The organism is Bisbaumannia salifodinae, assembly GCF_055388505.1.
The window spans coordinates 1,252,336-1,278,593 of the sequence record NZ_AP043781.1 but is presented as its reverse complement, the minus strand read 5'-3'; the positions used below and the strand labels follow the sequence as shown (position 1 = coordinate 1,278,593).

Annotated in this window: 20 protein-coding genes and 1 pseudogene; 9 read left to right on the top strand and 12 right to left on the bottom strand. The window is 61.5% G+C overall.

Annotated features, from left to right (window positions below; translation table 11 throughout):
- Positions 1-51 precede the first annotated feature (51 nt).
- The 3 genes from ACZ5EF_RS05825 to ACZ5EF_RS05815 all read left to right on the top strand — a co-directional run bounded on the left by ACZ5EF_RS05825 (position 52) and on the right by ACZ5EF_RS05815 (position 1,151).
- Positions 52-384 (top strand): ElaB/YgaM/YqjD family protein, encoded by a 333-nt coding sequence (locus ACZ5EF_RS05825; RefSeq protein ID WP_346061934.1) that lies wholly within the window; start codon positions 52-54, stop codon positions 382-384.
- Positions 384-788, top strand: coding sequence for a phage holin family protein (locus ACZ5EF_RS05820; protein ID WP_346061935.1), 405 nt, complete (start codon positions 384-386; stop codon positions 786-788). The genes ACZ5EF_RS05825 and ACZ5EF_RS05820 overlap by 1 nt, the downstream gene beginning before the upstream one ends.
- Before the next feature lie 81 nt (positions 789-869).
- Positions 870-1,151: a YqjK family protein gene (locus tag ACZ5EF_RS05815; RefSeq protein WP_346061936.1), complete on the top strand. Its 282-nt coding sequence runs from the start codon at positions 870-872 to the stop codon at positions 1,149-1,151.
- Between the two features lie 6 nt (positions 1,152-1,157).
- Here the strand turns inward: ACZ5EF_RS05815 and ACZ5EF_RS05810 are convergent, their stop codons facing one another.
- Positions 1,158-1,391, bottom strand: coding sequence for a GDCCVxC domain-containing (seleno)protein (locus ACZ5EF_RS05810; RefSeq protein WP_346061937.1), 234 nt, complete (start codon positions 1,389-1,391; stop codon positions 1,158-1,160).
- Between the two features lie 261 nt (positions 1,392-1,652).
- The gene (locus tag ACZ5EF_RS05805; protein WP_346061938.1) at positions 1,653-2,834 is read right to left on the bottom strand and encodes a BaiN/RdsA family NAD(P)/FAD-dependent oxidoreductase; all 1,182 of its coding nucleotides are present in this window, start codon (positions 2,832-2,834) and stop codon (positions 1,653-1,655) included.
- 204 nt (positions 2,835-3,038) lie between these two features.
- Here ACZ5EF_RS05805 and ACZ5EF_RS05800 point away from each other — a divergent pair, with 204 nt between their 5' ends.
- Together ACZ5EF_RS05800 and ACZ5EF_RS05795 are read left to right on the top strand one after the other, a co-directional pair.
- Entirely contained in the window at positions 3,039-4,142 is a 1,104-nt protein-coding gene (locus ACZ5EF_RS05800) for an efflux RND transporter periplasmic adaptor subunit (protein ID WP_346061939.1), read from the top strand.
- Positions 4,142-7,255, top strand: coding sequence for an efflux RND transporter permease subunit (locus tag ACZ5EF_RS05795; RefSeq protein WP_346061940.1), 3,114 nt, complete (start codon positions 4,142-4,144; stop codon positions 7,253-7,255). The genes ACZ5EF_RS05800 and ACZ5EF_RS05795 overlap by 1 nt, the downstream gene beginning before the upstream one ends.
- A gap of 96 nt (positions 7,256-7,351) precedes the next feature.
- Here the strand turns inward: ACZ5EF_RS05795 and ACZ5EF_RS05790 are convergent, their stop codons facing one another.
- Together ACZ5EF_RS05790 and ACZ5EF_RS05785 are read right to left on the bottom strand one after the other, a co-directional pair.
- The gene (locus ACZ5EF_RS05790) at positions 7,352-7,777 is read right to left on the bottom strand and encodes a DUF3617 domain-containing protein (RefSeq protein ID WP_346061941.1); all 426 of its coding nucleotides are present in this window, start codon (positions 7,775-7,777) and stop codon (positions 7,352-7,354) included.
- An 80-nt stretch (positions 7,778-7,857) separates the two neighbouring features.
- The gene (locus tag ACZ5EF_RS05785; protein ID WP_346061942.1) at positions 7,858-8,784 is read right to left on the bottom strand and encodes a LysR family transcriptional regulator; all 927 of its coding nucleotides are present in this window, start codon (positions 8,782-8,784) and stop codon (positions 7,858-7,860) included.
- Between the two features lie 165 nt (positions 8,785-8,949).
- Here ACZ5EF_RS05785 and aptA point away from each other — a divergent pair, with 165 nt between their 5' ends.
- From aptA to ACZ5EF_RS05765, 4 genes are all read left to right on the top strand, one after another.
- Complete coding sequence (gene aptA / locus ACZ5EF_RS05780; protein ID WP_346061943.1) at positions 8,950-10,293, top strand: omega-aminotransferase AptA; 1,344 nt, start codon at positions 8,950-8,952, stop codon at positions 10,291-10,293.
- A 36-nt stretch (positions 10,294-10,329) separates the two neighbouring features.
- A complete protein-coding gene (locus tag ACZ5EF_RS05775) occupies positions 10,330-11,820 on the top strand; it encodes a CoA-acylating methylmalonate-semialdehyde dehydrogenase (RefSeq protein ID WP_346061944.1) in 1,491 nt (496 codons plus the stop codon).
- Between the two features lie 331 nt (positions 11,821-12,151).
- Positions 12,152-13,357, top strand: a complete 1,206-nt coding sequence (locus ACZ5EF_RS05770) for a tyrosine-type recombinase/integrase (RefSeq protein WP_346061945.1) — start codon at positions 12,152-12,154, stop codon at positions 13,355-13,357.
- Positions 13,358-13,578: 221 nt separating this feature from the next.
- A complete protein-coding gene (locus tag ACZ5EF_RS05765; protein ID WP_346061946.1) occupies positions 13,579-13,845 on the top strand; it encodes a hypothetical protein in 267 nt (88 codons plus the stop codon).
- A gap of 102 nt (positions 13,846-13,947) precedes the next feature.
- Here the strand turns inward: ACZ5EF_RS05765 and ACZ5EF_RS05760 are convergent, their stop codons facing one another.
- The 8 genes and pseudogenes from ACZ5EF_RS05760 to ACZ5EF_RS05725 form a co-directional block, all read right to left on the bottom strand.
- Positions 13,948-17,319: a DEAD/DEAH box helicase family protein gene (locus tag ACZ5EF_RS05760; protein ID WP_346061947.1), complete on the bottom strand. Its 3,372-nt coding sequence runs from the start codon at positions 17,317-17,319 to the stop codon at positions 13,948-13,950.
- Positions 17,319-17,513, bottom strand: a complete 195-nt coding sequence (locus tag ACZ5EF_RS05755) for a hypothetical protein (protein WP_346061948.1) — start codon at positions 17,511-17,513, stop codon at positions 17,319-17,321. Before ACZ5EF_RS05755 ends, ACZ5EF_RS05760 begins: the two co-directional genes overlap by 1 nt.
- A gap of 127 nt (positions 17,514-17,640) precedes the next feature.
- Positions 17,641-18,246, bottom strand: coding sequence for a DUF4276 family protein (locus ACZ5EF_RS05750; RefSeq protein WP_346061949.1), 606 nt, complete (start codon positions 18,244-18,246; stop codon positions 17,641-17,643).
- Entirely contained in the window at positions 18,246-19,346 is a 1,101-nt protein-coding gene (locus ACZ5EF_RS05745) for an AAA family ATPase (RefSeq protein WP_346061950.1), read from the bottom strand. Before ACZ5EF_RS05745 ends, ACZ5EF_RS05750 begins: the two co-directional genes overlap by 1 nt.
- The gene (locus ACZ5EF_RS05740) at positions 19,339-22,659 is read right to left on the bottom strand and encodes a DNA methyltransferase (RefSeq protein ID WP_346061951.1); all 3,321 of its coding nucleotides are present in this window, start codon (positions 22,657-22,659) and stop codon (positions 19,339-19,341) included. The genes ACZ5EF_RS05745 and ACZ5EF_RS05740 overlap by 8 nt, the downstream gene beginning before the upstream one ends.
- A 146-nt stretch (positions 22,660-22,805) precedes the next feature.
- Complete coding sequence (locus ACZ5EF_RS05735) at positions 22,806-25,688, bottom strand: SNF2-related protein (protein ID WP_346061952.1); 2,883 nt, start codon at positions 25,686-25,688, stop codon at positions 22,806-22,808.
- A gap of 82 nt (positions 25,689-25,770) precedes the next feature.
- Positions 25,771-25,941 (bottom strand): hypothetical protein, encoded by a 171-nt coding sequence (locus tag ACZ5EF_RS05730; protein ID WP_346061953.1) that lies wholly within the window; start codon positions 25,939-25,941, stop codon positions 25,771-25,773.
- A 23-nt stretch (positions 25,942-25,964) separates the two neighbouring features.
- A pseudogene (locus ACZ5EF_RS05725) lies at positions 25,965-26,138 on the bottom strand (ATP-binding protein); the annotation flags it as partial.
- Positions 26,139-26,258: the final 120 nt, after the last annotated feature.

The following is a 26,258-nucleotide window of genomic DNA, read 5'->3' as shown; positions in this document are numbered from 1 at the left end:
CGAGGGCGGCTGCTATGCTGAGCCTGTCATTCACCGTCAGAGGAAGACCCGATGGCCAGTCGCACCCCCCGAACCGATGCCAGCACCGAACAGCTCAAGGCCGATCTCGAGCACCTGACCCAGACCCTGGAGGAGCTGGTGGGCGCCACCGCCGACGACTCCCGCAGCAATATCAAGCAGCTGCGCGAGAAGGCCGAGCAGCGCCTGCAGGAGACTCGCCACCGTCTCGAAGCCCGGGGCGAGCACCTCTATGAGGAAGCCCGCGACAGCGTCCGCGAACAGGTGGATGCCTGCGACCGCTATGTCCACAGTAACCCCTGGACCAGCGTCGGTATCGGCGCCGCCGTGGGGGTGGTCATCGGTATGCTGATCGGGCGGCGCTGATGGCCGACAGCCAGGGACCGGCCAGTCGCCTCTTCGCGGCCGCCAAGCAACTCCTCAAGAGCCTGGTGGGTGTGGGCGAGACTCGCCTGCGCCTGCTGGTGGTGGAACTCGAGGAGGAACGCGCTCGCCTCGTGACCCTGCTGCTGTTGGCGGGGCTCAGCCTGATCCTGCTGCTGCTGGGCCTGGTGGTCCTGGTGCTGCTGGTGGTGGTGCTGTTCTGGGACAGCCATCGCCTGCTGGCGCTGAGCGCCTGTGTCCTGGCCCTGCTTGGCGCCGGCCTGGGCTGCGGCCTCTGGGTCCGCCACCTGGCGCACCGCCCCAGCCTGCTGAAGAGCACCCTGCGCCACCTGGCTACCGACCGGGAATTGCTGGAGAAAGGGAGCGAGCGCCATGACCCGCGGTGAGCGAGCGGCCCGCAAGGCGGCACTGGAGGCCCGTATCGAACAGCAGCGCATCGACCTGTTGCGTAGGGAGGGCCGAGCGCCATGACCCGCGATGAACGGACGGTGCGCAAGGCGGCACTGGAGGCCCGTATCGAACAGCAGCGCATCGACCTATTAGTGGCCGCCGAGCGCTGGCGTGGTGCCGGACGCGAGGTCGATGCCCGCTGGCGGGAGTTGATGCGCTGGAGGGCCGCCCTCTATGGCGTCGGCGGCCTGCTGGTGTGGCGCGGCGCCAAGCGGCCTCGCTCGCTGCTGCGTATCGTCAGACGGGTCGCCGCCGGGGCCCTGCTGCTGCGTCGCGCCCAGCGCCTGCTGAAAAAGTAAGGGAAATCACTCCCCAGGCTCCCGGCCACCGCAGCCGCCGGCGGCGCTCTGGGCCGGCGGACAGGCCACGCTGCCATAGGAGCAGAATACGCAGCAGTCCCCCGGCAAGGGGTGCAGCAGGCGCCCACAGCCTCGACACTCGTAGAACCACAGGCAGGCATCGCAGGGCATGGTCTCCACCTCCTGGTGGCCACACTCCGGACAGCACAACGTCGACTGCAACAGTACCCCCAAGCCCATGATCCTCTCCCCGACGACTTACCCTGAGTCTAAGCAAGATTGGCGCTCATGGCCCACCGCTTTCTCAACGCCGAAGGAAAGGGGCCTTAGGCTTTGTCTGAAAAGTCGGCGAGCGAAGGTCAGACAAGGCAAAAATCGGCGAAAAGACGGACCGGGCTCGCGTACGAGTTTACGGGGTGTAAATGAGTACTTTGATCGGACTCGCGCACGAGCCGATTTTTAACGCCGTATGGCCGAGCGCAGCCAGTTTTCGGACATAGCCTAGAGGGCATTGCCGCAGGCCACCCCACTAGCCCAGGCCCACTGGAAGTTGTAGCCCCCCAGCTCGCCGGTCACATCGAGCACCTCGCCGATAAAGCGCAGCTGGGGCAGCCCCTCCACGGCGAAGGTCTTGGAGGAGATGGCCCGGGTATCGACGCCGCCCAGGGTCACCTCGGCGGTTCGCCAGCCCTCGGTGCCGGCGGGCTTGATGCGCCACTCATTGAGATGCCGGGCCCAGGCTTCGAGCTCCGCATTGCTGCGCTCGGCCAGGATACCGTCGCCGCCGTGCCAGTCGATCAATGCCTGGGCCAGGCGCTTGGGCAGCCGTTCGGCGAGCCAGGTGCCGAGCTGGCGCCTGGGGCTCTCGCGGCGTGCCGCCACCAGGGCGGCGAAGGCATCGACACCGGGCAGCAACGCGATGGCCAGGTCGTCGCCGGGCTGCCAGTAGCTGGAGATCTGCAGCATGGCGGGGCCGGAGAGCCCCCGGTGAGTAAACAGCAGGGGTTCCCGGTAATGCCCCTCCCGACAGCTTACCGCCACCTCGCAGGCGACCCCGGCCAGGGCCTCGGCGCGCGCCTTCCACTGGGAGGTGAGGGTAAAGGGCACCAGGGCCGGCCGGGTCTCGGTCACCGTCAGGCCGAATTGGCGAGCCAGGTCATAACCGAAGCCGCTCGCCCCCAGGGTGGGAATCGACAGGCCCCCGGTGGCCACCACCAGGGCGCCGGTATCGATCACCCCATCGGAGGTCCGCAGGCGCATCCCCTCGCTGTGGCGCTCCACGCCCTCGATGGCGGTCTTGAGGCGAATCTCCACCCCGGCCCAATCGCATTCGGTGAGCAGAATCGCCAGCAGCTCCTTGGCGGAGTGGGCGCAGAACAGCTGCCCCGGGGCCTTCTCTACATACTCCAGGCCATGGCGCTCCACCAGCTCGACGAAATGCTCCGGCCGATAGCGCTTGAGCGCCGAGATGCAGAAGTGAGGGTTGGCGGAGAAGAAGTTGGCCGGGCTGGTGGCCAGGTTGGTGAAGTTGCAGCGCCCGCCGCCAGACATCAGGATCTTCTTGCCGGCCTTGTTGGCGTGATCGAGAACCAACACCCGCCGCCCGGCATAGCCGGCGGTCAGGGCGCACATCAGGCCGGCGGCACCGGCGCCGATGATCACCACATCGGGGGGGGACGGCATGGAGGGCTCCTGGATTCGGGCTGGGCCGCGGATTCTACCCGGGGCCGGGGAACTTTCCCACCCCGTACAACATCTGTACAAGGCAGTGGCGTGCTTGCCGTTTTTTGTCATACTCTCGGCCCGGCGACTCCATTAGCCTGATAAAAGCTCTCTCGACTCCGGCGCGGGACGCGCCGGTTCTCTCATCGACCGCGACCGCTGCCCATGACACCGACCTCAGCCCTCTTATCGACCCGCCCTTGGCCCCTGCTGCTGCTATTGACCCTGCTGCTGCCCGGCCTGGTCCAGGCCCAGCAGCCCACCGCGGTGATCGCCGCCCGTGCCACCCTGTCGTCCTGGTCCGACCCCCTGGAGTCGCTGGGCACCCTGCGTGCCGACGAGAGCGTGACCCTCTCGGCCACGGTGACCGATATCGTCCGCGAGCTGAACTTCCGCGACGGCGACACCGTCGAGGCCGGCCGGCTGCTGGTGCGCCTGGCCGACGACGAGGCCCAGGCCGACCTGCGCGCCGCCCAGGCCCTGCGCGACGAGCGCCGCAACGCGGTGAACCGCCTCGCCCAGCTGCAGAGCCGCAACCTGGCGCCGCGCGCCGACGTGGAGGACGCCCGGGCACAGCTGCGCCAGGTGGAGGCGGAGATCCAGGCCCTGGAGGCCCGGCTCGCCGACTACCGCATCCAGGCCCCCTTCGATGGCCGGGTGGGCTTTCGCAACGTCAGCCTGGGCACCCTGGTGACGCCGGGCACCGAGCTGGTCACCCTCGACAAGCTGGACGTCATGAAGCTCGACTTCACCCTGCCCGAGGTGGTGCTCGGCCAGCTCGCCGAGGGCCTGTCGCTGACCGCTACCAGCCCCGCCTTCCCGAACGCCGTCTTCGCGGGCGAGATCGCCAGCATCGGCAGCCGGGTCGATCCGGTCAGCCGCAGCGTCACGGTGCGTGCCGAACTCGACAACCCCGAGTTGCGGCTGCGCCCCGGCATGCTGATGAACGTGGTGGTCCAGCGCGCCCCGCGCAACGCCCTGGTAATCCCCGAGTCGGCGCTGATTCCCCAGGGACAGCGCCAGTACGTGCTGGTGCTGGACGAGGACGACGACTACCGGGTGGCGCGCCGCGAGATCGGCATCGGCGCCCGCCGCGCGGGGGAGGTGGAGGTGCTCGAGGGCCTGGCGGAGCACGACCTGGTGGTGGCCCACGGTACCGAGCGGGTGCGCGACGGCCAGACCACCCGATTGCTGGGCATCCTCGACGACGACACCAGCATCCCCGAGTTGCTGCGCCGCGGCCGTGACCAGGCGGAGGCGAACGGCTGATGCGCCTCTCCGATGTCTCCGTCCAGCGGCCCGTGCTGGCCACGGTGCTGGCCGCCCTGATCGTCGCCTTCGGCCTGCTGGCCCTCGAGCGCCTGCCGCTGCAGGAGTACCCCTCAATCGACCCGCCGGTGGTCGGCATCGACACCCGTTACCCGGGGGCCTCCGCCAGCGTGGTGGAGACCCGCATCACCCAGGTGCTGGAGGACCGCATCTCCGGGGTCTCGGGCATCGAGGTGATCTCCTCCTCCAGCGAGGACGGCCGCTCCAGCATCAACGTCGAGTTCGGCCTCGACAAGGACATCGACGCCGCCGCCAACGACATCCGCGACCGCATCTCCGGCGCGCTGGACAACCTGCCCGAGGAGGCCGAGCCCCCCGAGGTGCAGAAGGCCGACTCCGGCTCCGACGTGGTGCTGTGGCTGTCGCTGTCCGGCGCGGACTACGACATGGCCGAGCTCACCGACTACGCCAACCGCTACCTGGTGGACCGCTTCTCGGTGCTGCCCGGGGTCTCCCAGGTGCGCGTCGGCGGCGGCCGCGACTACGCCATGCGGGTGTGGCTCGATACCGACGCCCTGGCGGCCCGCGACCTCACCGCCGGCGACGTGGAGGACGCCCTGCGCGCCGAGAACGTGGAACTGCCGGGCGGCGCCATCGAGTCCCGCGAGCGCCAGTTCATCGTGCGCCTGCCGCGCAGCTTCGCCACCCCTGACGACTTCCGCCGCCTGGTGCTCGACGAGGGCGACGACGGCTACCTGGTACGCCTGGGCGACGTGGCCCGGGTGGAGATCGGCGCGGTGGAGGAGCGCACCATCTTCCGCGGCAACACCACCCCCATGGTCGGCCTGGGCATGATGAAGCAGTCCACCGCCAACGTGCTGGAAATCTCCGAGGGCGTGCAGGCGGAAATGCAACGCCTGCGGGACACCCTCCCCGAGGGCATGGAGCTGCGCCTCAACTTCGACGCCTCGGTGTTCGTCGACGGTGCCATCTCCCAGGTGGTGCAGACCCTGTTTATCGCCATGGGCCTGGTGGTGGTGGCGATCTTCGTGTTCCTCGGCAACCTGCGCACCACCCTGATCCCCGCGGTGACCGTGCCCATCGCCCTGATCGGCACCTTCGCCGCCCTGGCGGCGATGGGCTTCTCCATCAACCTGCTGACCCTGCTGGCCCTGGTGCTGGCCATCGGCCTGATCGTCGACGACGCCATCGTGGTGCTGGAGAACATCCACCGCCGCATGCACGACCACGGCGAGACGCCGCTGGTGGCGGCCTTCCGCGGTACCCGCCAGATCGCCTTCGCGGTGATCGCCACCACCCTGGTGCTGATCGCGGTATTCGTGCCGCTGAGCCTGCTGCAGGGCGACATCGGCCGGCTGTTCTCGGAATTCGCCCTGACGCTGGCCGCCGCCGTGGCCATCTCCAGCCTGCTGGCGCTGACCCTGACGCCGATGATGGCCTCCAAGATCCTCAAGGCGGAGATGCAGGAGGGCCGCCTGGCCCGGGCCGTGCAGTGGGCCCTGGAGCACTGCCGCTGCGTCTACCGGCACCTGCTGGAGGGCGCCCTGCGTCGGCGCTTCCTGGTACTGGCGCTGCTCGCCGGGGTGATCGGCGGCATGCTGTGGCTCAACGCCGCCCTGTCCAAGGAGTACACCCCCCAGGAGGACCGTGGCAACTTCTTCGTGCTGGTCAATGGCCCGCCCGGCGCCACCTACGACTATATGCTCGACTACATGGACGAGATCGAGGCGCGGCTGATGCCCATGGTGGAAGCTGGCGAGGTGGAGCGCGTGGTGGTACGCGCGCCTCGCGGCTGGGGCAATATCGAGAACTTCAACGGCGGCTTCGTGATCGTCAACCTGGCCGACTGGGGCAGCCGCCGCGACGCCTGGGCGATCATGGACGAGGTGCGCCAGAAGGTCGCCGACCTGCCCGGCATCCGCGCCTTCCCGGTGATGCGCCAGGGCTTCGGCTCCAGCGCCGAGAAGCCCGTGCAGTTCGTGCTGGGCGGCGGCACCTATGAGCAGCTCGCCGAGTGGCGCGACACCCTGATCGCGCATATCCGCGAAGACAATCCCCGGCTGACGGGGCTGGAGAGCGACTACGAGGAGAACCAGCCGCAGTTGCGCGTGGACATCGACTACACCCGCGCCGCCGCCCTCGGCGTCACCGTCACCGAGATCGGCCGCACCCTGGAGACCCTGCTCGGCGGGCGTACCGTGACCCGCTACGTGGACGACGGCGAGGAGTACGACGTCATCCTCGAGGGCGAGCCCGGTGCCCGGCCCAGCCCCGCCAGCCTGGAGAGCCTGCGGGTGCGCTCACAGCGCAGCGGCGAGCTGATCCCGCTGGCCAGCCTGGTGAGCCTCAGCGACTTCGCCGGCCCCAGCACCCTCAACCGCTTCAACCGCGTGCGCGCCATCACCCTCCAGGCCGACCTGGCCGACAACTACCCGCTGGGCGAGGCCCTGGAATACCTGGAGTCGGCGGTGGACGAGGTGCTGCCAGCGGAGGCCCAGACCGACGTCAAGGGCGCCTCCCGCGACTACCAGGAGGCCAGCGGCGCCACCGCCTTCCTGCTGGGGATGGGCGTCCTGGTGGTGTTCCTGGTGCTGGCCGCCCAGTTCGAGAGCTTCGTGCACCCCTTGGTGATCATGCTCAGCGTGCCGCTGGCGATCTGCGGCGCCCTGCTGGGGCTCTACCTCACGGGGCAGTCGCTGAATATCTACAGCCAGGTGGGCCTGGTGATGCTGGTGGGGCTGGCCGCCAAGAACGGCATCCTGATCGTCGAGTTCGCCAACCAGCTGCGCGACCAGGGCTGGGCCTTCCACGAGGCCCTGGTGGAGGCCTCGGTCACCCGATTGCGGCCCATCGTGATGACCGCCGTGACCACCATGGCCGGCGCCGTGCCGCTGATCGTCTCCAGCGGTGCCGGCGCCGAGACCCGGTTGGTGATCGGCACCGTGATCCTCTGCGGGCTGGCCGCCGCCACCCTGTTCACGCTGTTCGTGGTGCCGGTGGCCTACGACCTGCTGGCGCGCCGCACCGGTTCCCCCGGCGACATCAAGCGGCGCCTGGAGGCGGAGATGGAGGCCGAGGGCGGCCGGGGCTGATTCCCCAGAACCCGCCTCCTCCCTCCCGCCAAAAGCACGGGGCCGGATCCAAGATCCGGCCCCGTGGCGTTGTCCCCCGAGTGGATGGCGACTCGTTCAGCAGTCGCCCAGGCGCTCGGCCTGAATCTCGGTATTCATGACCATCTCGCCCATGGGCGTGGTCATCTCCACCCGCATGGTGCCCTCGGCGCGATCCTGCAGATAGCTCATGCTGCCGACGATATCGGCCTCGCCGCCCTCCCCGGTACAGCGCATGCGGTAATCCATGCCGGCGGCGCTGACATCCTGCTCCAGCAGCTCGCAGCCCTCCTCCTCCTCGATCAGGGTCATGGGCGCCTCATCGATCTCATCCTGGGTCAGGCACTCCTGATGGGTCTCGTTCTGATCGGGGATCGGCATATCGCCTTCCACGGTGGTGGTGCTGGTGAACTCCCACTGACCGGGCAGCAGGTCGGGGGCCTCGGCCTGGGCGGCCAGGGGCAGGGCCAGGGCGGCAGAAAGGAGCAGAACGCGCGGCAGCATGGGAGGACTCCAGATTTAATGAATGTACATCGCAGCTTACGTCATGACCGAAAAGATGGGAAATGGCCTGTCCCGGGCAATTATTGTGATTCCTTTACCAAGCGCTCGAGCTCCTCGAGATAGCTTTCCACCACCAGGTTGGGCGGGGCCCCCTTGCGGGTAATGGCACTGTAGTGAGTGAGGTAGTACCAGGTCTCGGGACTCAGGGCGCGCATGCGGCCCTCGCGCACCCAGCGCTCGGCGTAGTGGGTCGGCAGGTAACCGATATAGCGTCCGGAAAGGATCAAAAAGGCGATGCCCTCCCGATCGGTGGCCGTGGCGGCGGCCTTGAGCGGCTCATGGCACGCCTTGATCTCCGCGGTCTGGGCATAGGCGGGCACCACGGCATCGCAGTGCGCCAGCTGTGCTTCGGTCACGGACTCCCCCTCGAACAGCGGATGCCCCGTCGCGCAGTAGAGCCGCGAGGCCTCCTCGTAGAGGGAGAGATAGTCGAGCCCGGGCAGGGTCTTGAGCGCCGGAATCACCCCGGTGTGCAGGCGCCCGTCGAGTACCCCCAGCTCGATATCGCTGGGGGGAATCATGCGGATATTGATCCGCACCTCGGGGCCGCGCTCCTTGAGGGCACTCAGGGCGTGGGTGATATGCATCTCGGGCATGGTCACCAGGTTATCGGTGATACCGATATTGAGCTCCCCCTTGAGCCAGGCATGCAGGCCATTGACCCGGGTACGGAAGCCCTCCACCGCCGCCAGCAACTGCAGCACGGCCTCATACACCTCGGCGCCCTCATCGGTGAGGGAGAAGCCGCTGCGACCGCGCTGGCAGAGCCGCAGGCCAAGCCGCGTCTCCAGGTCGTTCATGGCCATGCTGATGGCGGCACGGCTGATATTGAGCTCCACCTCGGCGGCGGAGAAGCCGCCACACTCCACCACCTGTCGGTAGATTCGCAGCAGGCGCAGGTCGGTATCACTCAACTGGCCCGTCAGGGCCGCCTTGCGGCGTGACATAAGCCCTCCCCTCCCTATCGATGGGACGGCATCGCCCCAGCCGCCCCACAAAGTTAACCAGATACTTTTATAAGATTAAAAAAACCTGGATTTAACTTATCACTGACCGGGACTAGGCTGCGACTCATAACACCACCAATGGCGACGTCAACCGAGGGTGCGGCCATGTCAGAGCGTGATTCCCCCCAGACCGCGGGTCTGAGCCCCGAACAGCTGGATGCCTACTGGATGCCCTATACCGGCAACCGCCAGTTCAAGCGCGATCCGCGGATCATCGTCGGCGCCAAGGGCAACTACCTCACCGATGCCCAGGGTCGCCGGGTCTTCGATGGCCTCTCCGGGCTATGGACCTGCGGCGCCGGCCATGGCCGCCCGGAGATCACCGAAGCGGTGTCTCGCCAGCTCGCCGAGCTGGACTACTCGCCGGCCTTCCAGTTCGGTCACCCCAAGGCCTTCGAGCTGGCCCACCGCCTGCGTGAGCTGACGCCCGAGGGTCTCGACCACGCCTTTTTCACCGGCTCCGGCTCGGAGAGCGCCGACACCGCCCTGAAGATCGCCCGCGCCTACTGGCGCAAGAAAGGCCGGCCCACCAAGACCAAGCTGATCGGCCGCGCCAAGGGCTATCACGGCGTCAACTTCGGCGGCATCAGCCTGGGCGGCATCGGCGCCAACCGCGTCCTGTTCGGCCAGGGCATCGATGCCGACCACCTGCCCCATACCCTGATGGCCGAGAACGCCTTCACCCGGGGCCTGCCCGAGCGTGGCGCCGAGAAGGCCGAGGAGCTGCTGGAGCTGATCGCCCTGCATGACGCCTCCAATATCGCCGCGGTGATCGTCGAGCCCCTGGCCGGCTCCGCCGGGGTGATTCCGCCCCCCAAGGGCTACCTCAAGCGGCTGCGCGAGATCTGCGACCAGCACGACATCCTGCTGATCTTCGACGAGGTGATCACCGGTTTCGGGCGCATGGGCGCCATGACCGGCGCCGAGGAGTTCGGCGTGGTGCCGGACATCATGAACGTCGCCAAGCAGCTCACCAACGGCGCGGTGCCCATGGGCGCGGTCATCGTCCAGGGCGAGATCTACCGGACCTTCATGGAGCAGGGCGGCCCCGACTATATGCTCGAGCTGCCCCACGGCTACACCTATTCGGGCCACCCGGTGGCCTGTGCCGCGGCGCTGGCCACCCTGGACGTGCTCGAGAACGACCGCCTGATCGAGCGCGTCCGCGAAATAAGCCCCCGCTTCGAGAGTGCCCTGCACTCCCTCAAGGGCAGCCGCTATATCAGCGATATCCGCAACTATGGCCTGGCCGGCGCCCTGCAGATCGAGCCCTACCCCGGTGAGCCGGCCCGGCGCCCCTTCGAGATCGCCATGAAGTGCTGGGAGAAGGGCGTCTATGTGCGCTATGGCGGTGACACCCTCCAGCTCGGCCTGCCCTTCACCGTCGAGGGCGAGGAGATCGACCGCCTCGTCAATGTGCTGGGCGACGCCCTCGGCGAACTGGACTGAACACGACCGACACACGTTTTAGCTAGAGGTAATGCAATGACGACTCTTGGCCACCTGATCAACGGCGTTCGCATCGACGACGCCACCCGCACCCAGGCCGTCTACAACCCCTCCACCGGCGAGGTGGCCAGCCAGGTCAGCCTGGCCAGCCAAGCCACCGTCGAGGACGCCATCGAAGCCGCCCAGGCCGCCTTCCCGGCCTGGCGCAACACCCCGCCCGCCAAGCGCGCCCGGGTCATGTACCGCTTCAAGCAACTGCTGGAGGAGCACGCCGAGGAGATCTGCCGGCTAATCGGCCTCGAGCACGGCAAGATCACCCATGACGCCAAGGGCGAACTGCAGCGCGGCATCGAGAACGTCGAGTACGCCTGCGGCGTGCCGGAGCTGCTCAAGGGCGAGCACAGCAAGAACGTCGGCCCCAATATCGACTCCTGGAGCGAGTTCCAGCCGCTGGGCGTGGTGGCCGGCATCACCCCCTTCAACTTCCCGGCCATGGTGCCACTGTGGATGTACCCCATGGCCATCGCCACCGGCAACACCTTCGTGCTCAAGCCCTCCGAGCGCGACCCCACCTCGACCCTCTATATCGCCGAGCTGGCCCTGGAGGCGGGGCTTCCCGCCGGGGTGCTGAACGTGGTCAATGGCGACAAGGAGGCCGTGGACGCCCTGCTCGACGATCCCCGCGTCCAGGCCGTCAGCTTCGTCGGCTCCACGCCCATCGCCGACTACATCTACGGTCGGGCCAGCGCCAACGGCAAGCGCTGCCAGGCCCTGGGCGGCGCCAAGAACCACGCCATCGTCATGCCCGATGCCGATATGGACAACGTGGTCGACTCCCTGACCGGCGCCGCCTTCGGCTCCTCCGGCGAGCGCTGCATGGCGCTCTCCGTGGCCGTCGCCGTGGGTGATGCCGCCGCCGACGCCCTGGTCGCCAAGATGCGCGAGCGCCTGGCGACCCTCAAGGTGGGGCCCCACTTCGACGAAAGCAACGACTTCGGCCCGGTGATCACCCAGGCCCACCAGGAGAAGGTCTGCGGCTATATCGATAGCGCCGAGGCTCAGGGCGCCGAGATCGTCGTCGATGGCCGCGGCGTCCAGGTGCCGGGCTTCGAGAACGGCTTCTACGTGGGCGGCACCCTGATCGACCGGGTGACCCCGGAGATGACCTGCTACCTGGAGGAGATCTTCGGCCCGGTGCTCTTGGTGGTGCGGGTCGACACCATGGAGGAGGCGATGCGGCTGATCGACGATCACGAATACGGTAACGGCACCTGCATCTACACCCGCGACGGCGAGGCGGCCCGCTACTTCAGCGATAACATCCAGGTCGGCATGGTGGGCATCAATGTGCCGCTGCCGGTACCGGTTTCCTACCATAGCTTCGGCGGCTGGAAGCGCTCGCTGTTCGGCGACCTGGCCGCCTACGGCCCGGACGCGGTGCGCTTCTACACCAAGCGCAAGACCATCACCCAGCGTTGGCCCTCCGCCGGGGTGCGCGAAGGGGCGCAGTTCTCCTTCCCGTCCTAAAAAGCAGGACGCTCGGGGCATTGAAAGGCCGGATCGGGGCGACCCGATCCGGCCTTTTAGGTGATTTCGAAACGCCAGAAACAGAAAAGGCCGCTGACATTGTCAGCGGCCTTTTCTATCGATTCGTGGCGGAGGGGGAGTCCGCATACATTGCATCCAACAACATCCAAAAAAAACCACCAAATTACTGATTTTATTTAATTAAACTACTTTTCCTGTCCAGAGACATCCAATCACTTCACGGTGAAACCAGTCCAAGAGTGTGGGTCAAAGTGTGGGTCATGTTGTGGTAGGCTGCTTTGCATCACGCAGCAGGGCAATGAGGCAGCGCATGGGCAAGCTCACCAGCAAGGCGGTTCAGAAGCTCGCAAAGGAAGGCAAGAAAGGCATGACCGGCGATGGCCAGGGGCTGTACCTCCAGATCACCGCCGGAGGATCGGTCAGCTGGATCTATCGCTTCAAGCTACAGGGCAAGCAGCGCTACATGGGGCTCGGCAGCTATCCGGACGTCAGCCTGGCTTTGGCACGTGAGCGTGCTGGGGATCACCGCAAACTGGTCAAGAAAGGCCAAGACCCCATGGAAGTCAACGTTGAGCAGGAACAAACAGGCGAGACGACGCCCACCTTCACCAGCTGTGCCGCGCGCTACATCAAATCTCACCGCCGCAGCTGGCGGAACGCCAAGCACGCCCGGCAGTGGGTCAGCACTTTGAAGGCCTACGCTCGGCCGGTGATCGGGGCCAAGCCAGTCGATGAGGTCACCACCCAGGACGTCCTGAAGATCTTGTCGCCGATCTGGACCAGCAAGACCGAGACGGCCAAGCGCGTGCAAGGACGTATTGAGAACGTTCTCGACTACGCCGCAGCGCACAGCTACCGGGACCCCGTAAATCCTGCCCGCTGGCGTGGTCACCTCGACAAGCTGCTGGCCAAGCCGGCAAGGGTCAAGAAAGTGACCCACCACCCCGCCATGCCCTACGACGATGTCGCTGCCTTCATGGCCGAGCTTCAAGGCTATGCCAGCATCTCCTCCAAGGCACTGCAGTTCCTGATCTTCACAGCTACGCGCACTTCAGAGGTCCTGCGCTCTGATTGGATGGAAATCGACCTCGACAATGAAACCTGGACGATTCCTGCCGACAGGATGAAGGCACGCCGCGAACACCGTGTGCCGCTGTCACGGCAAGCGGTGGAGCTATTGGCCAAGTTGCCGAGGGTACAGGGCAATACACACGTATTCCCCGGCGCTCGCTATGGTCGCCCTCTCTCCAACATGGCTATGCTGCAGCTGATGCGCGGCATGGGGTATGGCGTCGGTGGCGAACGTGGCGACTACGTACCCCACGGCTTCCGCTCGAGCTTTCGCGACTGGACCGGCGAGGTCACCAGCTACCCCCGTGATGTGGCCGAAATGGCGCTGGCCCACACCATCGAGAATAAGGTGGAGGCGGCCTATAGACGTGGCGACCTGTTTGAGAAGCGGCGGGCAATGATGCAGGAATGGGCAGATTACATTGCCTTATTTGCCAAGGCATAAATCGAACTTGTTGCATGCAGTCCGCGTTGTGTGCATTGCGGGCATATCCTGGCTAAAGCTACTGAAAAATCACATTGGAAAGCCGGAAGATACAATTAATCACTATCCAAGGAGGTCTTATAAAGTACAATTCTTCATTGACTATTGACGCCAGGTAGGCTGACAGAAATACTGCTTGCGAGCTGGGGCATTCGGCACCAGCCTACTTAGGAGAAACATCAATGGACAATGCCATCACCATCCCGTGTACAGACCAGTGCGACCCTGAATGCAAAGGTGAGAAGACGTTTCATCTGGGAATTATCGGGCTCACCCAAGAGCAAGTTGACGCCATTGAGCTCACAGAGGGCTGTGTTACACTGTACTTATCTCACGAGCAGATGAAAATCAATCAATTAAGTGCAAACGACCCTTCATATTGCCCCATTGAGAAAGGGGTAAAGGTGGACTTATCCCTAGACACGATTTGCATTAACTGTGCGCAATAGACAACCGCTCAAAAGAATTTTATTTTACAAGCCATATCTAGGAATGACCTTAAAACCTGTCACAGCGAAAATTTCGCTGTGACAGGGTAGCGCTGTTATTTTTTAAGCCACATAACAATCATTCGTTTGGCCTGCCACCACCTGCATCAGGCTATCCAGATAGTTGGAATCTGACATGAACAGCACGTGCTTGGCACGTAGCTCCTCTGTAGTCATCCCCCAGTGGCTTACAATCCACTCTCGTGTGGTGCTTGAAGGCGCCAGGATAACGCTTTCCAGTTCGACGTGCTCATTCTTCAGGCGCCGTTCCACATCCTTAATACGCTCGCCGAACTCGATCTTCTCATCCTTTGGCCCGGTATGGCGTAGCCCATGGGGGTCGACGAAGACGATGCGCTGGTGGTCGTCCTGCACATGCCAGAGGATGAAATCAGGGTAGAATCCACCCGCCTCGAAGAAGCCGATGCCCTGCTTCACCAGGTTGCGCAGCAGGTAGAGCTGCTCACCACGTTCCGCTATCGCCTGCTGGTTTCGCTCCAGCCACCCTTTCAGATCTTCAACGAAGCGGAACTCACTGTCGTTCAGGGCAACGGGCTCCACGCGGATACGGCTGTCCTTGCCCAGGTGCAGCAGCGGGTTGTAGAGATGAGCACCGATTTGAACGGCGCTGATACCATTGGACTTGGACGAGAGGTAAAGCGCCTGGCGCTGCTTCTCGATGGCCTCCTTCATCTGCTTGATGTCGTCGATCAACGCCGATTCGCTCCCGTCGACAATCAGCTGATACTCCTTGGTATCCGGCAGGTTGCCTCGAGCATCCTCGAGCGCAACCAGCTCCATACGCGGCTCCAGGTAGGCTCGGCGATGGTAGTTGAAGACCCGGTCCATCAGCAGCGACAGGAGCTCCAGTGCAATGCTCTGGTAACGCTGGAAGTTGTCGGCATGCAGCTTCCACTGGTCTTCGGGGACCAGTAGCCTGTACCACACCTGGCTTTTCAGCAGCGCCGGGAATCGGCTGGCATCGATGAGCAGGTTGGCATAGCCGCGGGATCGCCTGTAGCGCTCCAGGTCTCGCTCAAGGGCGGCCATATCTAGGAACAGCAGGCGGTCGTCATCGAAGTAGCGCTCGTGCTGCTTGGCCTGACCGGGCTTGGCCATCACGTCCTTAACACCCGAGGCCTGCAGGCTTTCGACCCGGGGGTAGCGGTCGAGCTCTACCTTGCGCTCCTTGAGCACGATATCCGGCGTCAGGCCCAGTTGGCTGTGAAAGTCACTGCCGGCGGCGAACACGGGGTTCCCGAAGCGCACCAGAGGGCCATCGCGGTGGAAGCTGTAGGCCTGTTTGGTGTCCTGCCGGACCTTGGGGCGCAACATCTTCAGCGACTTGCCCACGTCCTCCATCACGTTCAGCTTGAGGGTGTGGATCTCAGGCTGGTCGTTGCCCGGCAGCCCCTCATCCTCCAGGAAGTCTCGGAAGGTCGCCATGAAGTCGGCGCCGACGCCGAATACGTTGAGGGTCTCCAGCAGATAGAGGTGCTTGGGTGCCAGCAACGGATCGAGCCGGCTGGAGCGCATCAGGCTCATGTCGCGGCCTTTCAAGCGCACGCCGCGACCGAACAGCTGGATGATCTGCGAGCCCTCTTTCTTGCCGGTGTTCATCAGTCCCATGCTGGAGACACGCCAGCAGTTCCAGCCTTCGATGAACTTCTTGGAGCCTATCAGCAAGTTGACAGGCGAGCTCTCGCGGGTGACCTCGGCGAAAATGGGATTGGCCAGCTCAGACTTGCGGACTTGCAAGTGCTGGATCTTGCGGCCCTCAAGGTGCTCGGCCAGCCCCAGAGCATCACCCACGTTGATCAGGCCGAAGGGGTTCTCGGCCTCTCCCACCTTCAGCAGGAGCTCGCCAGAGTCACCGGTGATGCGATCAACGTTCAGCGTGCCGCCGCCCGGGGCATGGAAGGTATGAGTGAGAATTTCGCGGTAGAGCTCCTCAACGGACGACCCCTGGGCCTTGAGCCAGGGGAAGCTGCCCGAGAAGATCTCGTTGCCTTGCTTGTCGATCAGCCCGGTAGTTGCCGCATCCCCCTCGTAGACGGCACTAAGCGCCCGGCGGGCCTCATCCTTCTCCCCGAGAAACCAGGCCAGAAAACCTAAGACCTGGGCGATATCGGAAGCGCGCTCCTTGTAGTTCTTGGCAGTCTCCTTGCTGCCGTCGTCCTTGACCACGCTGGCCCCGACGAACACCCACAGCGGCGCGGCCAGGTTCCACTGGGTCAGCTGGCCATGCTCCTCCTGGTAATAGCGCTGCTGCTGGTAGAAGGCCAGCAGTGCCGCCGTGAGGTAGGTGTAGCGCTGCTGTGTCTCCTTCTCCGGCAGGTTGAAGATTCGGTAATCCTTGCCGTAACCATCTTCGTAGAAGTAGCGGTAGCCGTAATCGAACAGGATGCTCTTGGCGTAGGTCTCCTCCACCGCAGTATCCTTGGCAGCAACCACGGCCTCCTTGAAGGTGGCCGAGTACTCGAAGGTAAAGCCGCGCCCGGCCAGCTTGTTGCGATGCGACAGCCAGCCCTTCTCTTCGCTCGCCGATCCCAGCCCGCGGTGCCCTTCATCGACCAGCAGCAGGTTACCGTCGCCGAAGCTGTCCACCGCCATGGTCTTCTTGCCCTGCTCGATGCCGAGCTTGGTGATCTCGGTCACGGCAACACGGCTCAACGATTTCCGCTCACCGCTGAAGAGGTCTCCACCGTCCTGGCTCAGGCGCTCTGCCTCCAGGCTGGAGTCACGACACTCCAGCAGGTGCTGCTCACTGAGCCGCTCATTGGGCGTGATCAGGATGATCTGGCCATAGTCGGCAATCCGGTGGTGCTCACGGGCGTAATGGCGGAACTGACGCACGTTGGTGTGCATTAGCAGCGTCTTACCGGAGCCCGTGGCGTTCTGCAGGCACAGCTTGTTGAGGTCATCGTCCTCATAGGGGCCGATGCCCGTCTGGTAGCCCTGCCCCTGCCAGTAGCTATTGAACCGCTCGACCTGGCGGTTGAGGCTGGCCTTGAGCGCCTCGCGGTCGCGGAAGTACTCGTGGAGGTATATCTCGACGAACAGCAGGGTCAGCCACTGGAAGTACTTCCAATCGACCTCGGTCTCGCGCTGCTGGTTGAGCGCATCGGTATGCTCAACGATGTTGGCGTCGAAACGCTTCAGATCCTCCTCACCGTACTTCCAGGTTGGCTGATAGCTACCCAGCAAGGCATGGAGATAGTGATGGTGGCGATCACCGGTCAGCCCGGGATCACTCTCCTTGAGCGTCTTACTGAGCAGGGTAATCGGACGCACCCGGCTGCCGCCGTCCCGGTACTGCTCCAACGGGTCGATACCGAAGCGCGTCAACACCCACTGGTTGAGTACCAGCTTCTTGAGAAAATCGCTCTTGGCACTGAGCTGCTTGATCTTGGTTTGGCGTGGCCTCCTTGCCATCAGTGTGACTCCCGGTCCTGCTCTTCCTGCTCGCCCACTCGCTTCGTCGGCGCATCTTCACCCACCAGCATGGGCTTGCCATCCTCCCAGATCACGGCGTACTGGCCGAGGCGACGCTTACGCTCCAGGGTGTCAGCGACTGCGGTACGGAGGCTATCGAGCATCTCTTTAGTGTCCGGTGCCAGCTGAGTCATAGCCGTGCCTCCTTGAGGAGTAGGTTGTAGTGGCGATCGTCGAGAGTATTCAATTCAAATACCGTTTTATCGACATTAGGGATGCCAGAGCGTCTCCAGCAGAAAGTGAAGCCGATGTCTAAAATCATCATACCTCACCCTGTACAGCGAGTTGTGATAGCTGCGTTAGCCATGCATCAAAGCGTGGGCAGCCCGCGCGGGCAGCCGCCAAGCCCTCTTCAAGAATCACAGGGCCGTGAAACTTTTTTTCATATTGTGGGGCAAGCGCTTTGATACGCCGCGAAGGACAGGTTTCGTAACCATCATTCACATTCTCGGCGCCACCACTGGCCGCAACTATTTCATGCAAACGGCTGCCAAGAGACTCGATAGCCATGACGATTTCCGCTTGCTCATGCGCTGCCAAGACCAGAGCCTCAAACTCATATTGCTGAACATAAGGCATGAATCGATGCTTCTGCTCCGGCGATACAAGCTCAGAAATAGCAGCCTCCAAGTATTCCACATCACCTTGAGGCCTCTTTTGAAAGCCATAGAAGTCATAAAACGTCGTCACGAAATCAAACATTGCCAAAAGGCTATTGATCTCACGACTTATTCGCTGCAGCGATACACGCCCTCGCATGTCAATGGGGCTAGCATAAACCTGGTACCTCGCCAATTCAGGCGCAAGTACCCGGCTCACAAACTCACGCTCAGTAGCACCTTCTACGCTAATGCCTAGCCGAACCATCAGGGCGTGCCTCCCAGCAAATTCTTCTCCCACAGATCTCCAAGACGATAATCTTCAAGCCATGATTCCAAAGCCTTGGCATTCAAGCGCTTGAAAGTGGAGCTGTTATCTTGATGCTCCACAATGACCATGTTTTCAGACTTAAACTCATTGGCCAGCGTTACCGACTGAGTTGATGCTATTATCTGTGTGGACTGGCTTGCTGAGCGCAGCATCGAGCCTAGCAGTTGAATAGCATAGGGATGCAGACCTAATTCCGGCTCATCCAGCAAAATAACAGATGGGAGATGAGGCTGTAATAACAGCGTTGCCATGCAGACAAATCGCAAGGTACCGTCAGAAAGTGCATGCGCATCAAAAAATGCATCACTACCCTTGTGCTTCCACCTTAAACGAATCTTGCTACTATTATGCCGATCCGGCTCCAAAATAAAGTCATGAAAAAATGGTGCCACCCGCTGCACGGTAGTGACGATTCGTGTATAGGCATCAGGCCAATGCTGCTGGATGTCGTAAAGAAAAGCGGCAAGATTCTCACCTTGCTCCCGGAGACGGTCACTATCTAGTAGCTCACCCGCCTGCTTCATCGGCGCAGTACTGCTGGTATCATGAAAATGATAGACTTTCCAATCTGCAATGTACCTCGAGACATTGCTTTCAATGGAAACTCGTCCCGGGTTAGGAAGACCTGACTCATCCGCACCAGGCTTAGCAAGAGACTTACGCTTCTTCCCTCCATCATAGCCAATCTTGTCGGCAAAAAACTCACAAAACTCTTCTTTGAAGACCAAACGCCCATCATGAGTAGGAACTAGGGTGGCGCCGTAACTGTTTGGATCAAAGCGCAAATAGGTGCACAGCTCTGGCGTTTTTTTACGACCAAAGTGCAGCAGTGCATCAGCGCCACCCTGTTCGGCAACATAGAGCTGCAGGTCCTTCTGCAACAGCTTATTCATGAAGCGGAAAAAATTAATGAAGTTTGATTTTCCCGCACCATTAGGCCCGATAAGAATATTAAGAGGTTCTAGCTCCAGAGACATGTCTGCAATAGAGCGAAAGCCACGAACCTCCAGGTGAGTTAGGTAACCTATTTTACTCATCGTCACATCCCTCCCACATGCGGGCATGGAAGGTCTCTTCCAGGCTATGCACTCGGCTACGCGCACTGCCGGTCAGGTTCAAGCCGTGCGGGCCGTTGATGTAGATGGCATCGAACTCACTGTCGGTGGTGCCGATCTTGTACTTTTCCAGCAGCGCTTCCAGCACCGCGGCGTCCTTCTCAGGATCATCGGTCAGCTTGCGCCATACTACCAGCACCTTGGCCAGGTCCTCGTCGCTTCCCGGGATGCGGCGCACGTGCCCTTCCACCTGACGAATCCAGTAGGCGCCGTCTTCGTTCTCACGCAGGCTAACCGCTCTGAGCCGCGTGTTCTGGTCCTCCGGTAGTTCAGGGTCCTCCTCACGCTCGAAACGCGCGACGTAGGTGCGAGGCTTGTCGAGGTGGGTGACATGCAGGCCGATCAGCCAATTAAAGGTCTCAACCAGGTCGACGGCCGTTTCGCGGGTCTCGTCGCTGCCGGGCTGCTTGACCTTCAGCGTGTAGCCTTCCGGGTCACGGAACCACTCGGTATTGAGCAGGCTGGCCGAGCCGCGGGTCTCCACGTCGAGCAGGTATTTGAGGGTATAGTCGCGGCGCAGCTCGGGGTTCTGCTCCATCAGCGCATTGCGCTGAGGGTTATCTTCTAGCTCGAGGTTGTTGAGAGTGTCGTCGTAGCTTTCAAGCCGAAAGTATTTAAATGCATGTGACAGCCCCCCCAATTTACCATGACCATTCTCTTTAGGAGCCTTGTCCTTCCAGCTTGATGAGTAAACTGCCTTATGGATTCTAGGCTTCATCACCGTGTCAAAATGATCACCCATTTCGATTAAGCCGTATTTAATCTTTTCACCACTCTCCCTGCTTTCCTCAATGACCCCATGGGCAGTTGACCCAGACCCAGCAAAATAATCCAAGATGAATTTGGAATCTTTTACAATAGATGAGATATGCCGCATCAACCCTATAGGCTTAGGGTAGTCTGGATATGAGACCCCCATGTGATCAAGAAGAGAGCTAGTAGACTGTGTTGTACCTACCTTTTGTATCAATGAAGTTATATGCCCATGATCTTTGCTTCTTTTTTTATTTGACTCAATTGCACCATTTTTTGTCAAGTAGAACACTGTCTCTTGACCCTTGTTATCATACACCGGCTTCAATCCGGACTCAATAAACTGTAGCAGCAAAGATTTTGAGCTCCACCCAGACCTTGCTTTGATCTCATGAACAAGCTTCCAATCATTGACTTCTACATCAGCACTGTACTTGGGCCATGTTATGTTTTCACTTTTTAGGAAAAAGGCCTGTTCATTTGATGGAAAACCTACTGGAAGAATGACATCGCTAGGTGGATTTTTTGGACCATTTTTTACTATTGTATTAACAATACTATCGTTAAATAGCTTACTATTTTCACTAGCCCAACTCTCTATTGCACTTGGATAAGGAAGGTGATCTTTATTCTTTGAATAAAACAAAATGTACTCATGCGCAAGCTTCACCTTGGCTTGGTTGTCAAAGTTTCCATCTGTCTTCCAAACGAACTCGCTAACAAAATTATTCTCACCAAATATATTCTCGACGACTCTGGAAAGATTTTTAAACTCGTTCTCATCGCAACTAGAGAAGAAGCCGCCTGAGTCCTTTAAGAAGTCACGAAAACTGGAAATTCGATCATGAACCATAGACAACCAGCTAGATGACCGGTATCCATCCTTGTAAATAAAGTCATCTTTCCCCGTGTTATAGGGCGGGTCAATGTAAATTGTATCAACTGAGCTTCGGAGGCTACTAGCCATAAGCCTAGATGCATGAAATGAATCTGATTGCACTAAAATGCCGTCTAAGAAATCACTATCTATATACGACAAACTAGAAATCTCATATTTCAGGCTCTTTGGAAGCAAAGCCGTATCAACCATGAGAAACCGGTATTTCTCAAGCTTCACAAGCTCATTCACTCCCTTGCTGCTCAAATCACGATCAAGCTCATCCAAGCTTATAGCGTACAAATCCTTCCATTGTTTACGCTGCAACACTTGCTGAAAAATCTCACACAAAACCTCTTCACTTCCTTCAAGCCTGTCCAGCGTGAGACAGTAATCGGCCTCTTTAACAAACTTCCTCTTGAGCCAAAGCCTCTTCTGAAAACCCTCTAACTGCGCCAGAAAAGCGATGATGCTCTTGGCAACCTTCCGCAGAACCTGGATTTTCTTTAGTTGCTGCTCTACGACCAACAAACCGGCATTGTCGATATCGTCCAAGCGCAGGATTTCGTTCTTGATATAGAAATCCAGCTCACGAGAGAGAAAGCCGCCCAGGTCCTTGTGGATAAAATAATCCATAGTGTTACGTGCGGTGTACTGCTGCAGGTACTTGCCAAGTAAAGTACGTTCTTTCTGCTTGTCCGTCGGCGCCCGGGTAGCCAGCCCATCCCGATAGGCGGCAACGCCATCGGTCATGCGTAGCGCCGCCATGATGATCTCTTCGGCCTCCTCGAGGCGCTTCTTCTGCCAAGTGCCACTCTGGCCGATCTTGTCCGGATCAGGCCGGTACTCGAATTGCAGCACCAGGTCGGCGCCCTCCAAGCGCATCGGCTCGTCGTGGTGGATGATGAAGAAGCGCTCGGTGCTCTCCTTCACATCGCTGTGCTCACCTTCGGTGGCGTCTACCACACGGCAGTGCACCTTAAGCGCCGCATCCACCGAATCGAAGCCCAGGCCAGTCTGGGCAGCGGAGCCTTGGAGCTTCTTCAGAGCCTCGTTGAGATTGAAGGTGAAGTTGGCCAGCGTCTCGGAGGACTTGACGTAGTACTGGTCCTTGTTGGCCCAGTGGAGGTAGACCTCTCGCCCATCGTAGGGCACCGCATAGGGGGCGGCCCGGCTGTCGTTCTCGGCGACGTGGTGCCGGCGACTCATGAAGTCGCCTTTGTCGTAGTAGCGGGAGAAGAAACGGTAGAGGTGGTCGTAGATGTCCGCTGAGGCGTTTTGCTCGCGCTTGGCAACATCGTAGGCGGCCCGCGCCTGCTTCACCGCCGGGGCGCTATCCGGGTCTGGGGCGCCCAGCTCTTCGGCTTGACGGCGCTTCTCCTCGATCTCCTGACGCATCGCTGCCAGCTGCTGCTCGCCCTGCTCGGCAAACGCCTCCTCGATGGCCTGGGCCAGGTCCTCGCGGATGAACCGAGAGAGCTGGTCGCTCTTGGCGTGCATGATGCGATAGAGCCCGAAATCCAGCTCCGGCTTGTCGAGCTGGAACAGCTCATGGAGCAGCTTGATGAAGCGTTCCTTGTGACCGTCGACTGTTGCTACATTCATTGGGCAGCCCCATCATCCCTTGCAAAAATTTTTAAAAATCAATGCGATATGCGCAAAACGGGGCTGAGCGATATGCTCAGCCCCTGTTGATTCGTTTGCCAGAATGATACCGGTCGGCACGCCTCCCCGTCATGTCCTGCGCGGTTTCATGCAAACTCCCAGCGTATCCGGAACAGTCGATGCGTCTGGCTCTTGCGGTGCATCTGGCGCTCCAGGGCATCGATGAGCGCGTCGCGCTTCTCCTCGATCTCGTCCTGCACGTCGAAGATTGCCTGACGGTCGCAGCGCTGCTGACGCTCAAGCGTCTTGAGCGCTTCCTGCGCGGCCTTCTGCTCTTCAAGGGTCTCGGCGGTGCGTGAGCGGCGCTTGGCATCCTTGATCTTGGCCCGCGTGTCCTCCAGTTGCGCTTCACTGGAAGCGACCTGATCATCGGCCCAGGCCTCCAGCTTGTCGCGCTCACGCTGGAAGTAGCTGTGATTCTCCTCAAGCACACGGCTGAGGGTGGCATCCAGCTGCCGCTTGGCCAGCCAAGGGAGCTCCTGAGGGGGTTCGGGTGCGCTATCGGGTACTACCTCAGCCGTCACATTGAAGAGCCGCTCACAGGCCTCCTGGTCAAGGTGTGTGCCATCGTCAGCAAGGGCGGTGAAGACCAGGTGCTCCTCATGCTGAAAGCTGTCCAGCTCGAGCAGATTCAGCTCCAGCCAGCCACTACGAGTGGTGAGCTGTTCGAGTACCGATATTCGCAGCGGGTGGTCCGATAGCAGGAAGCGCAGCGTGGCAGCCGGCGTCTCCCGGCGGCGGCCGCTATCGAGGACATGCTCTCCCAGCGGATGGGTCAGCCGATAGACGTGGGCATGCTCGGGCGGCTTGATGCCCTTCCCCTTGCGAATCAGCCAGTAGTCACCGGCAGGCACACTCTCTACCGGAGAGGCCTCCAAGTGGAAGGTCAGGCTGCTGTCGTTGAACTTGGCCTGCTCCGCCAGGCAGTGGCGGGTCAACTTCCAGAACAGCTTACCGGTGCGGTCGAGCTGAGCCTCGGCCTTGTCGCGCTGAACGCGCAGCAGGTCGTGGATCTGTTCGTCGAAATGCTCGAGCAGCTTGCTCTCCGTCTCTTTCATGCGGGCATCGATATCGGCCTCCAGCTGCTCACGCAGCTCGGCGAAGGCCGCCTCGATGGCGGTCGGCGTGCGGCAGGTAGCGTAGATATCGGCGATGCGCTTCTCCACATCCACGCCCGACTCCAGCCGGCCGAGAATTTCATCGGAAGCACCGAACAGGCCATCGAAAAGCTGGAATTTCTCGCTCAGCAGCTCGAGCACGCGCTTGTCGGCCTCGTTGCGCTGGTTGAGGAAGTTGACCACCACCACATCGAACTGCTGGCCGTAGCGGTGACAGCGGCCTATGCGCTGCTCCACACGCTGAGGGTTCCAAGGCAAGTCGTAGTTCACCACCAGGTTGCAGAACTGCAGGTTCACCCCTTCGGCTGCCGCCTCGGTAGCCACCAGGATCTGCGCCTTGTCTCGGAAGTGGTCGATGATGGCAGTACGGCGATCAATGGCGGGACTGCCGGTGATACGGTCGCTGCCGGCATGCTCGGCCAGCCAGCGCTGGTAGATACCCGTTACCCCCGGGCTGTTGTTGGTGCCGCTGAAGGTGACCACCTGATCGGCGAAACCGTGTCGTTCCAGGAAGCGGCTAAGGTACTCCAGGGTGCGCCGCGACTCGGTGAATACCACCGCCTTGCGCGGGGCTCCCATCTCGTCCATGCGGGCAAAGCCGGTTTCCAGCGCAGTGACCAGCGCATGGGACTTGGCATCTTCGTGGATCCCCCGGGCCAGGCTCAGATACTGCTCGATTTCGGCGATCTCGCCCTGCAGCCGGGTCGGGTTGATTTCCTGCTCGGCCACATACCGGGCATCAGCCTCCTCCACTTCATCGGCTTCCGCGGCTTCCAACAGCTCTTCATCGAGCAACTCATCGGCCAACAGCCGTTCTAGCCAGTCCTGCTCGACCTGGTGTCGGTTATGTAGCGATTTAAGTCGCTCCTTGAGGGTCTCCAGCGTCTGGATGATGGCAGTAGTTGAGGACGCCAGCAGCTTGCGTATGACCAGTGATACCAGGTGGCGTTGGCGGGTGGGCACGCCATAGCTGTCTTCACGCTCCAGATATCCCGAGACAAGGTGATAGAGCCGCTGCTCATCCTGTGACGGGGTGAAGGGGATCGTCAGCGCCTTGCGCTCGGTGTACTGCACGTACTCCAGCACCTGGCGGCGGAGGGTGCGTTTGGCAAACTCCTCCAGCCGGCGTTGCAGCCCCTCAATGTCGTTGCCACCACGCATGAACTGGCGGCGGAAGCTGATGGCGTCGCCAAACAACTGGTCATCAATCACCGTTGAGAGCCCATAGAGCTCCAGCAGTGAATTCTGTAGAGGCGTCGCCGTCAGCAATAGCTTGCGGCTACCGGCGAAGGCGCGCTTGATCGCCTGCCCAGTCCGGTGGCTCTCGCGGTGGGCGTTACGCAGCTTATGGGCCTCGTCGATTACCACCAGGTCCCACGGAATGGTGCGCAGCTGAGGCTCGAGCCTGGCCGCGAAGTGGTAGGAGATCACGCTGATGACGTCTTGATCCAGGGGGTCGTAGACCCCCTGGTCACGCTGCTGCGTGTAGGTGCGGGCATCCAACACCTGGGTAGGAAGATGGAATTTCTCGGCCAGCTCGGTCGCCCACTGCTTGCGCAGGGCGGCCGGGGCAATCACCAGCAGACGGCGCCGACGCTCCGCCCAGTACTGGCAAATGACCAGGGCTGCCTCGATGGTCTTACCCAGCCCCACCTCGTCGGCAAGCAATACCCCCTTGGTCAGCGGATTCTTGAGGGCAAACAGGGCCGCGTCAATCTGATGCGGGTTGAGATCGACCGAGGCGTCGAACAGCGAAGCTGCCAGGCGATCCACATCTCCGCCCCTGCGCTGGCGGGTCAGCTCATAGGCGAAGTACTTGGCGTGGTAGTCCGTGATGCGCTCTGTGGTCATCCCTGCACCCTGCTCTAGGTATTAGTTATCACCTTACTCTGTGACTTCCATGAAGCGAGATCAAGGCGCCTCTGGGCAAGGACTACACCAGCTTGAACGGCTCGATATCACGAAAGATGCAGGTCTTGGTCATGTCGCGGCGCAGGGTGAAGGCCTCCATCGCGGCAACCGGGTCGACCTGCTCCAGCTTGTCGAAGTGGATCTTGTCAACGCCAATGAAGGTTGTCCTGTTTGGGGGTGCGGCGCTTTTCATCAATTCAGATTGTCCGGTTTCTGTCAGTCCTCTTGCATCGGAACAGCTTCAGGCTCGTGTGAGGTCTCATCCTCCTTCGTGGTCGGTGTCGTCACCAGGCCGGCTCGTCGCTTGTCCTTCAGCCGGTAGCTCTCACCCTTGATGTTCAGGGTGGTCGAGTGATGCAGCAGTCGATCCAGGATCGCCGTGGCGATGACCTGGCGATAGCCAGAGATCCTAGCCTCCTGCTCGGCAGGCAGGCGGACAAACGCCGCGCCCAGCACGCGGAAGGCGATTCCGTGGACGAGATCCCGATAGAGCCCACGTTGTCAAGTATC

Excerpts from the sequence above, each read along its gene's own strand:
- ACZ5EF_RS05785 (WP_346061942.1), bottom strand. The coding sequence starts at position 8,784 with ATGTCACGCCGCAAGGCGGCCCTGACGGGCCAGTTGAGTGATACCGAC.
- ACZ5EF_RS05755 (WP_346061948.1), bottom strand. The coding sequence starts at position 17,513 with ATGACTCAGCTGGCACCGGACACTAAAGAGATGCTCGATAGCCTCCGT.
- ACZ5EF_RS05765 (WP_346061946.1), top strand. The coding sequence starts at position 13,579 with ATGGACAATGCCATCACCATCCCGTGTACAGACCAGTGCGACCCTGAA.
- ACZ5EF_RS05745 (WP_346061950.1), bottom strand. The coding sequence starts at position 19,346 with ATGAGTAAAATAGGTTACCTAACTCACCTGGAGGTTCGTGGCTTTCGC.
- ACZ5EF_RS05730 (WP_346061953.1), bottom strand. The coding sequence starts at position 25,941 with ATGAAAAGCGCCGCACCCCCAAACAGGACAACCTTCATTGGCGTTGAC.
- ACZ5EF_RS05820 (WP_346061935.1), top strand. The coding sequence starts at position 384 with ATGGCCGACAGCCAGGGACCGGCCAGTCGCCTCTTCGCGGCCGCCAAG.
- ACZ5EF_RS05750 (WP_346061949.1), bottom strand. The coding sequence starts at position 18,246 with ATGGTTCGGCTAGGCATTAGCGTAGAAGGTGCTACTGAGCGTGAGTTT.
- ACZ5EF_RS05740 (WP_346061951.1), bottom strand. The coding sequence starts at position 22,659 with ATGAATGTAGCAACAGTCGACGGTCACAAGGAACGCTTCATCAAGCTG.
- aptA (WP_346061943.1), top strand. The coding sequence starts at position 8,950 with ATGTCAGAGCGTGATTCCCCCCAGACCGCGGGTCTGAGCCCCGAACAG.
- ACZ5EF_RS05805 (WP_346061938.1), bottom strand. The coding sequence starts at position 2,834 with ATGCCGTCCCCCCCCGATGTGGTGATCATCGGCGCCGGTGCCGCCGGC.
- ACZ5EF_RS05790 (WP_346061941.1), bottom strand. The coding sequence starts at position 7,777 with ATGCTGCCGCGCGTTCTGCTCCTTTCTGCCGCCCTGGCCCTGCCCCTG.
- ACZ5EF_RS05775 (WP_346061944.1), top strand. The coding sequence starts at position 10,330 with ATGACGACTCTTGGCCACCTGATCAACGGCGTTCGCATCGACGACGCC.
- ACZ5EF_RS05810 (WP_346061937.1), bottom strand. The coding sequence starts at position 1,391 with ATGGGCTTGGGGGTACTGTTGCAGTCGACGTTGTGCTGTCCGGAGTGT.
- ACZ5EF_RS05800 (WP_346061939.1), top strand. The coding sequence starts at position 3,039 with ATGACACCGACCTCAGCCCTCTTATCGACCCGCCCTTGGCCCCTGCTG.
- ACZ5EF_RS05795 (WP_346061940.1), top strand. The coding sequence starts at position 4,142 with ATGCGCCTCTCCGATGTCTCCGTCCAGCGGCCCGTGCTGGCCACGGTG.
- ACZ5EF_RS05735 (WP_346061952.1), bottom strand. The coding sequence starts at position 25,688 with ATGACCACAGAGCGCATCACGGACTACCACGCCAAGTACTTCGCCTAT.
- ACZ5EF_RS05760 (WP_346061947.1), bottom strand. The coding sequence starts at position 17,319 with ATGGCAAGGAGGCCACGCCAAACCAAGATCAAGCAGCTCAGTGCCAAG.
- ACZ5EF_RS05770 (WP_346061945.1), top strand. The coding sequence starts at position 12,152 with ATGGGCAAGCTCACCAGCAAGGCGGTTCAGAAGCTCGCAAAGGAAGGC.
- ACZ5EF_RS05815 (WP_346061936.1), top strand. The coding sequence starts at position 870 with ATGACCCGCGATGAACGGACGGTGCGCAAGGCGGCACTGGAGGCCCGT.
- ACZ5EF_RS05825 (WP_346061934.1), top strand. The coding sequence starts at position 52 with ATGGCCAGTCGCACCCCCCGAACCGATGCCAGCACCGAACAGCTCAAG.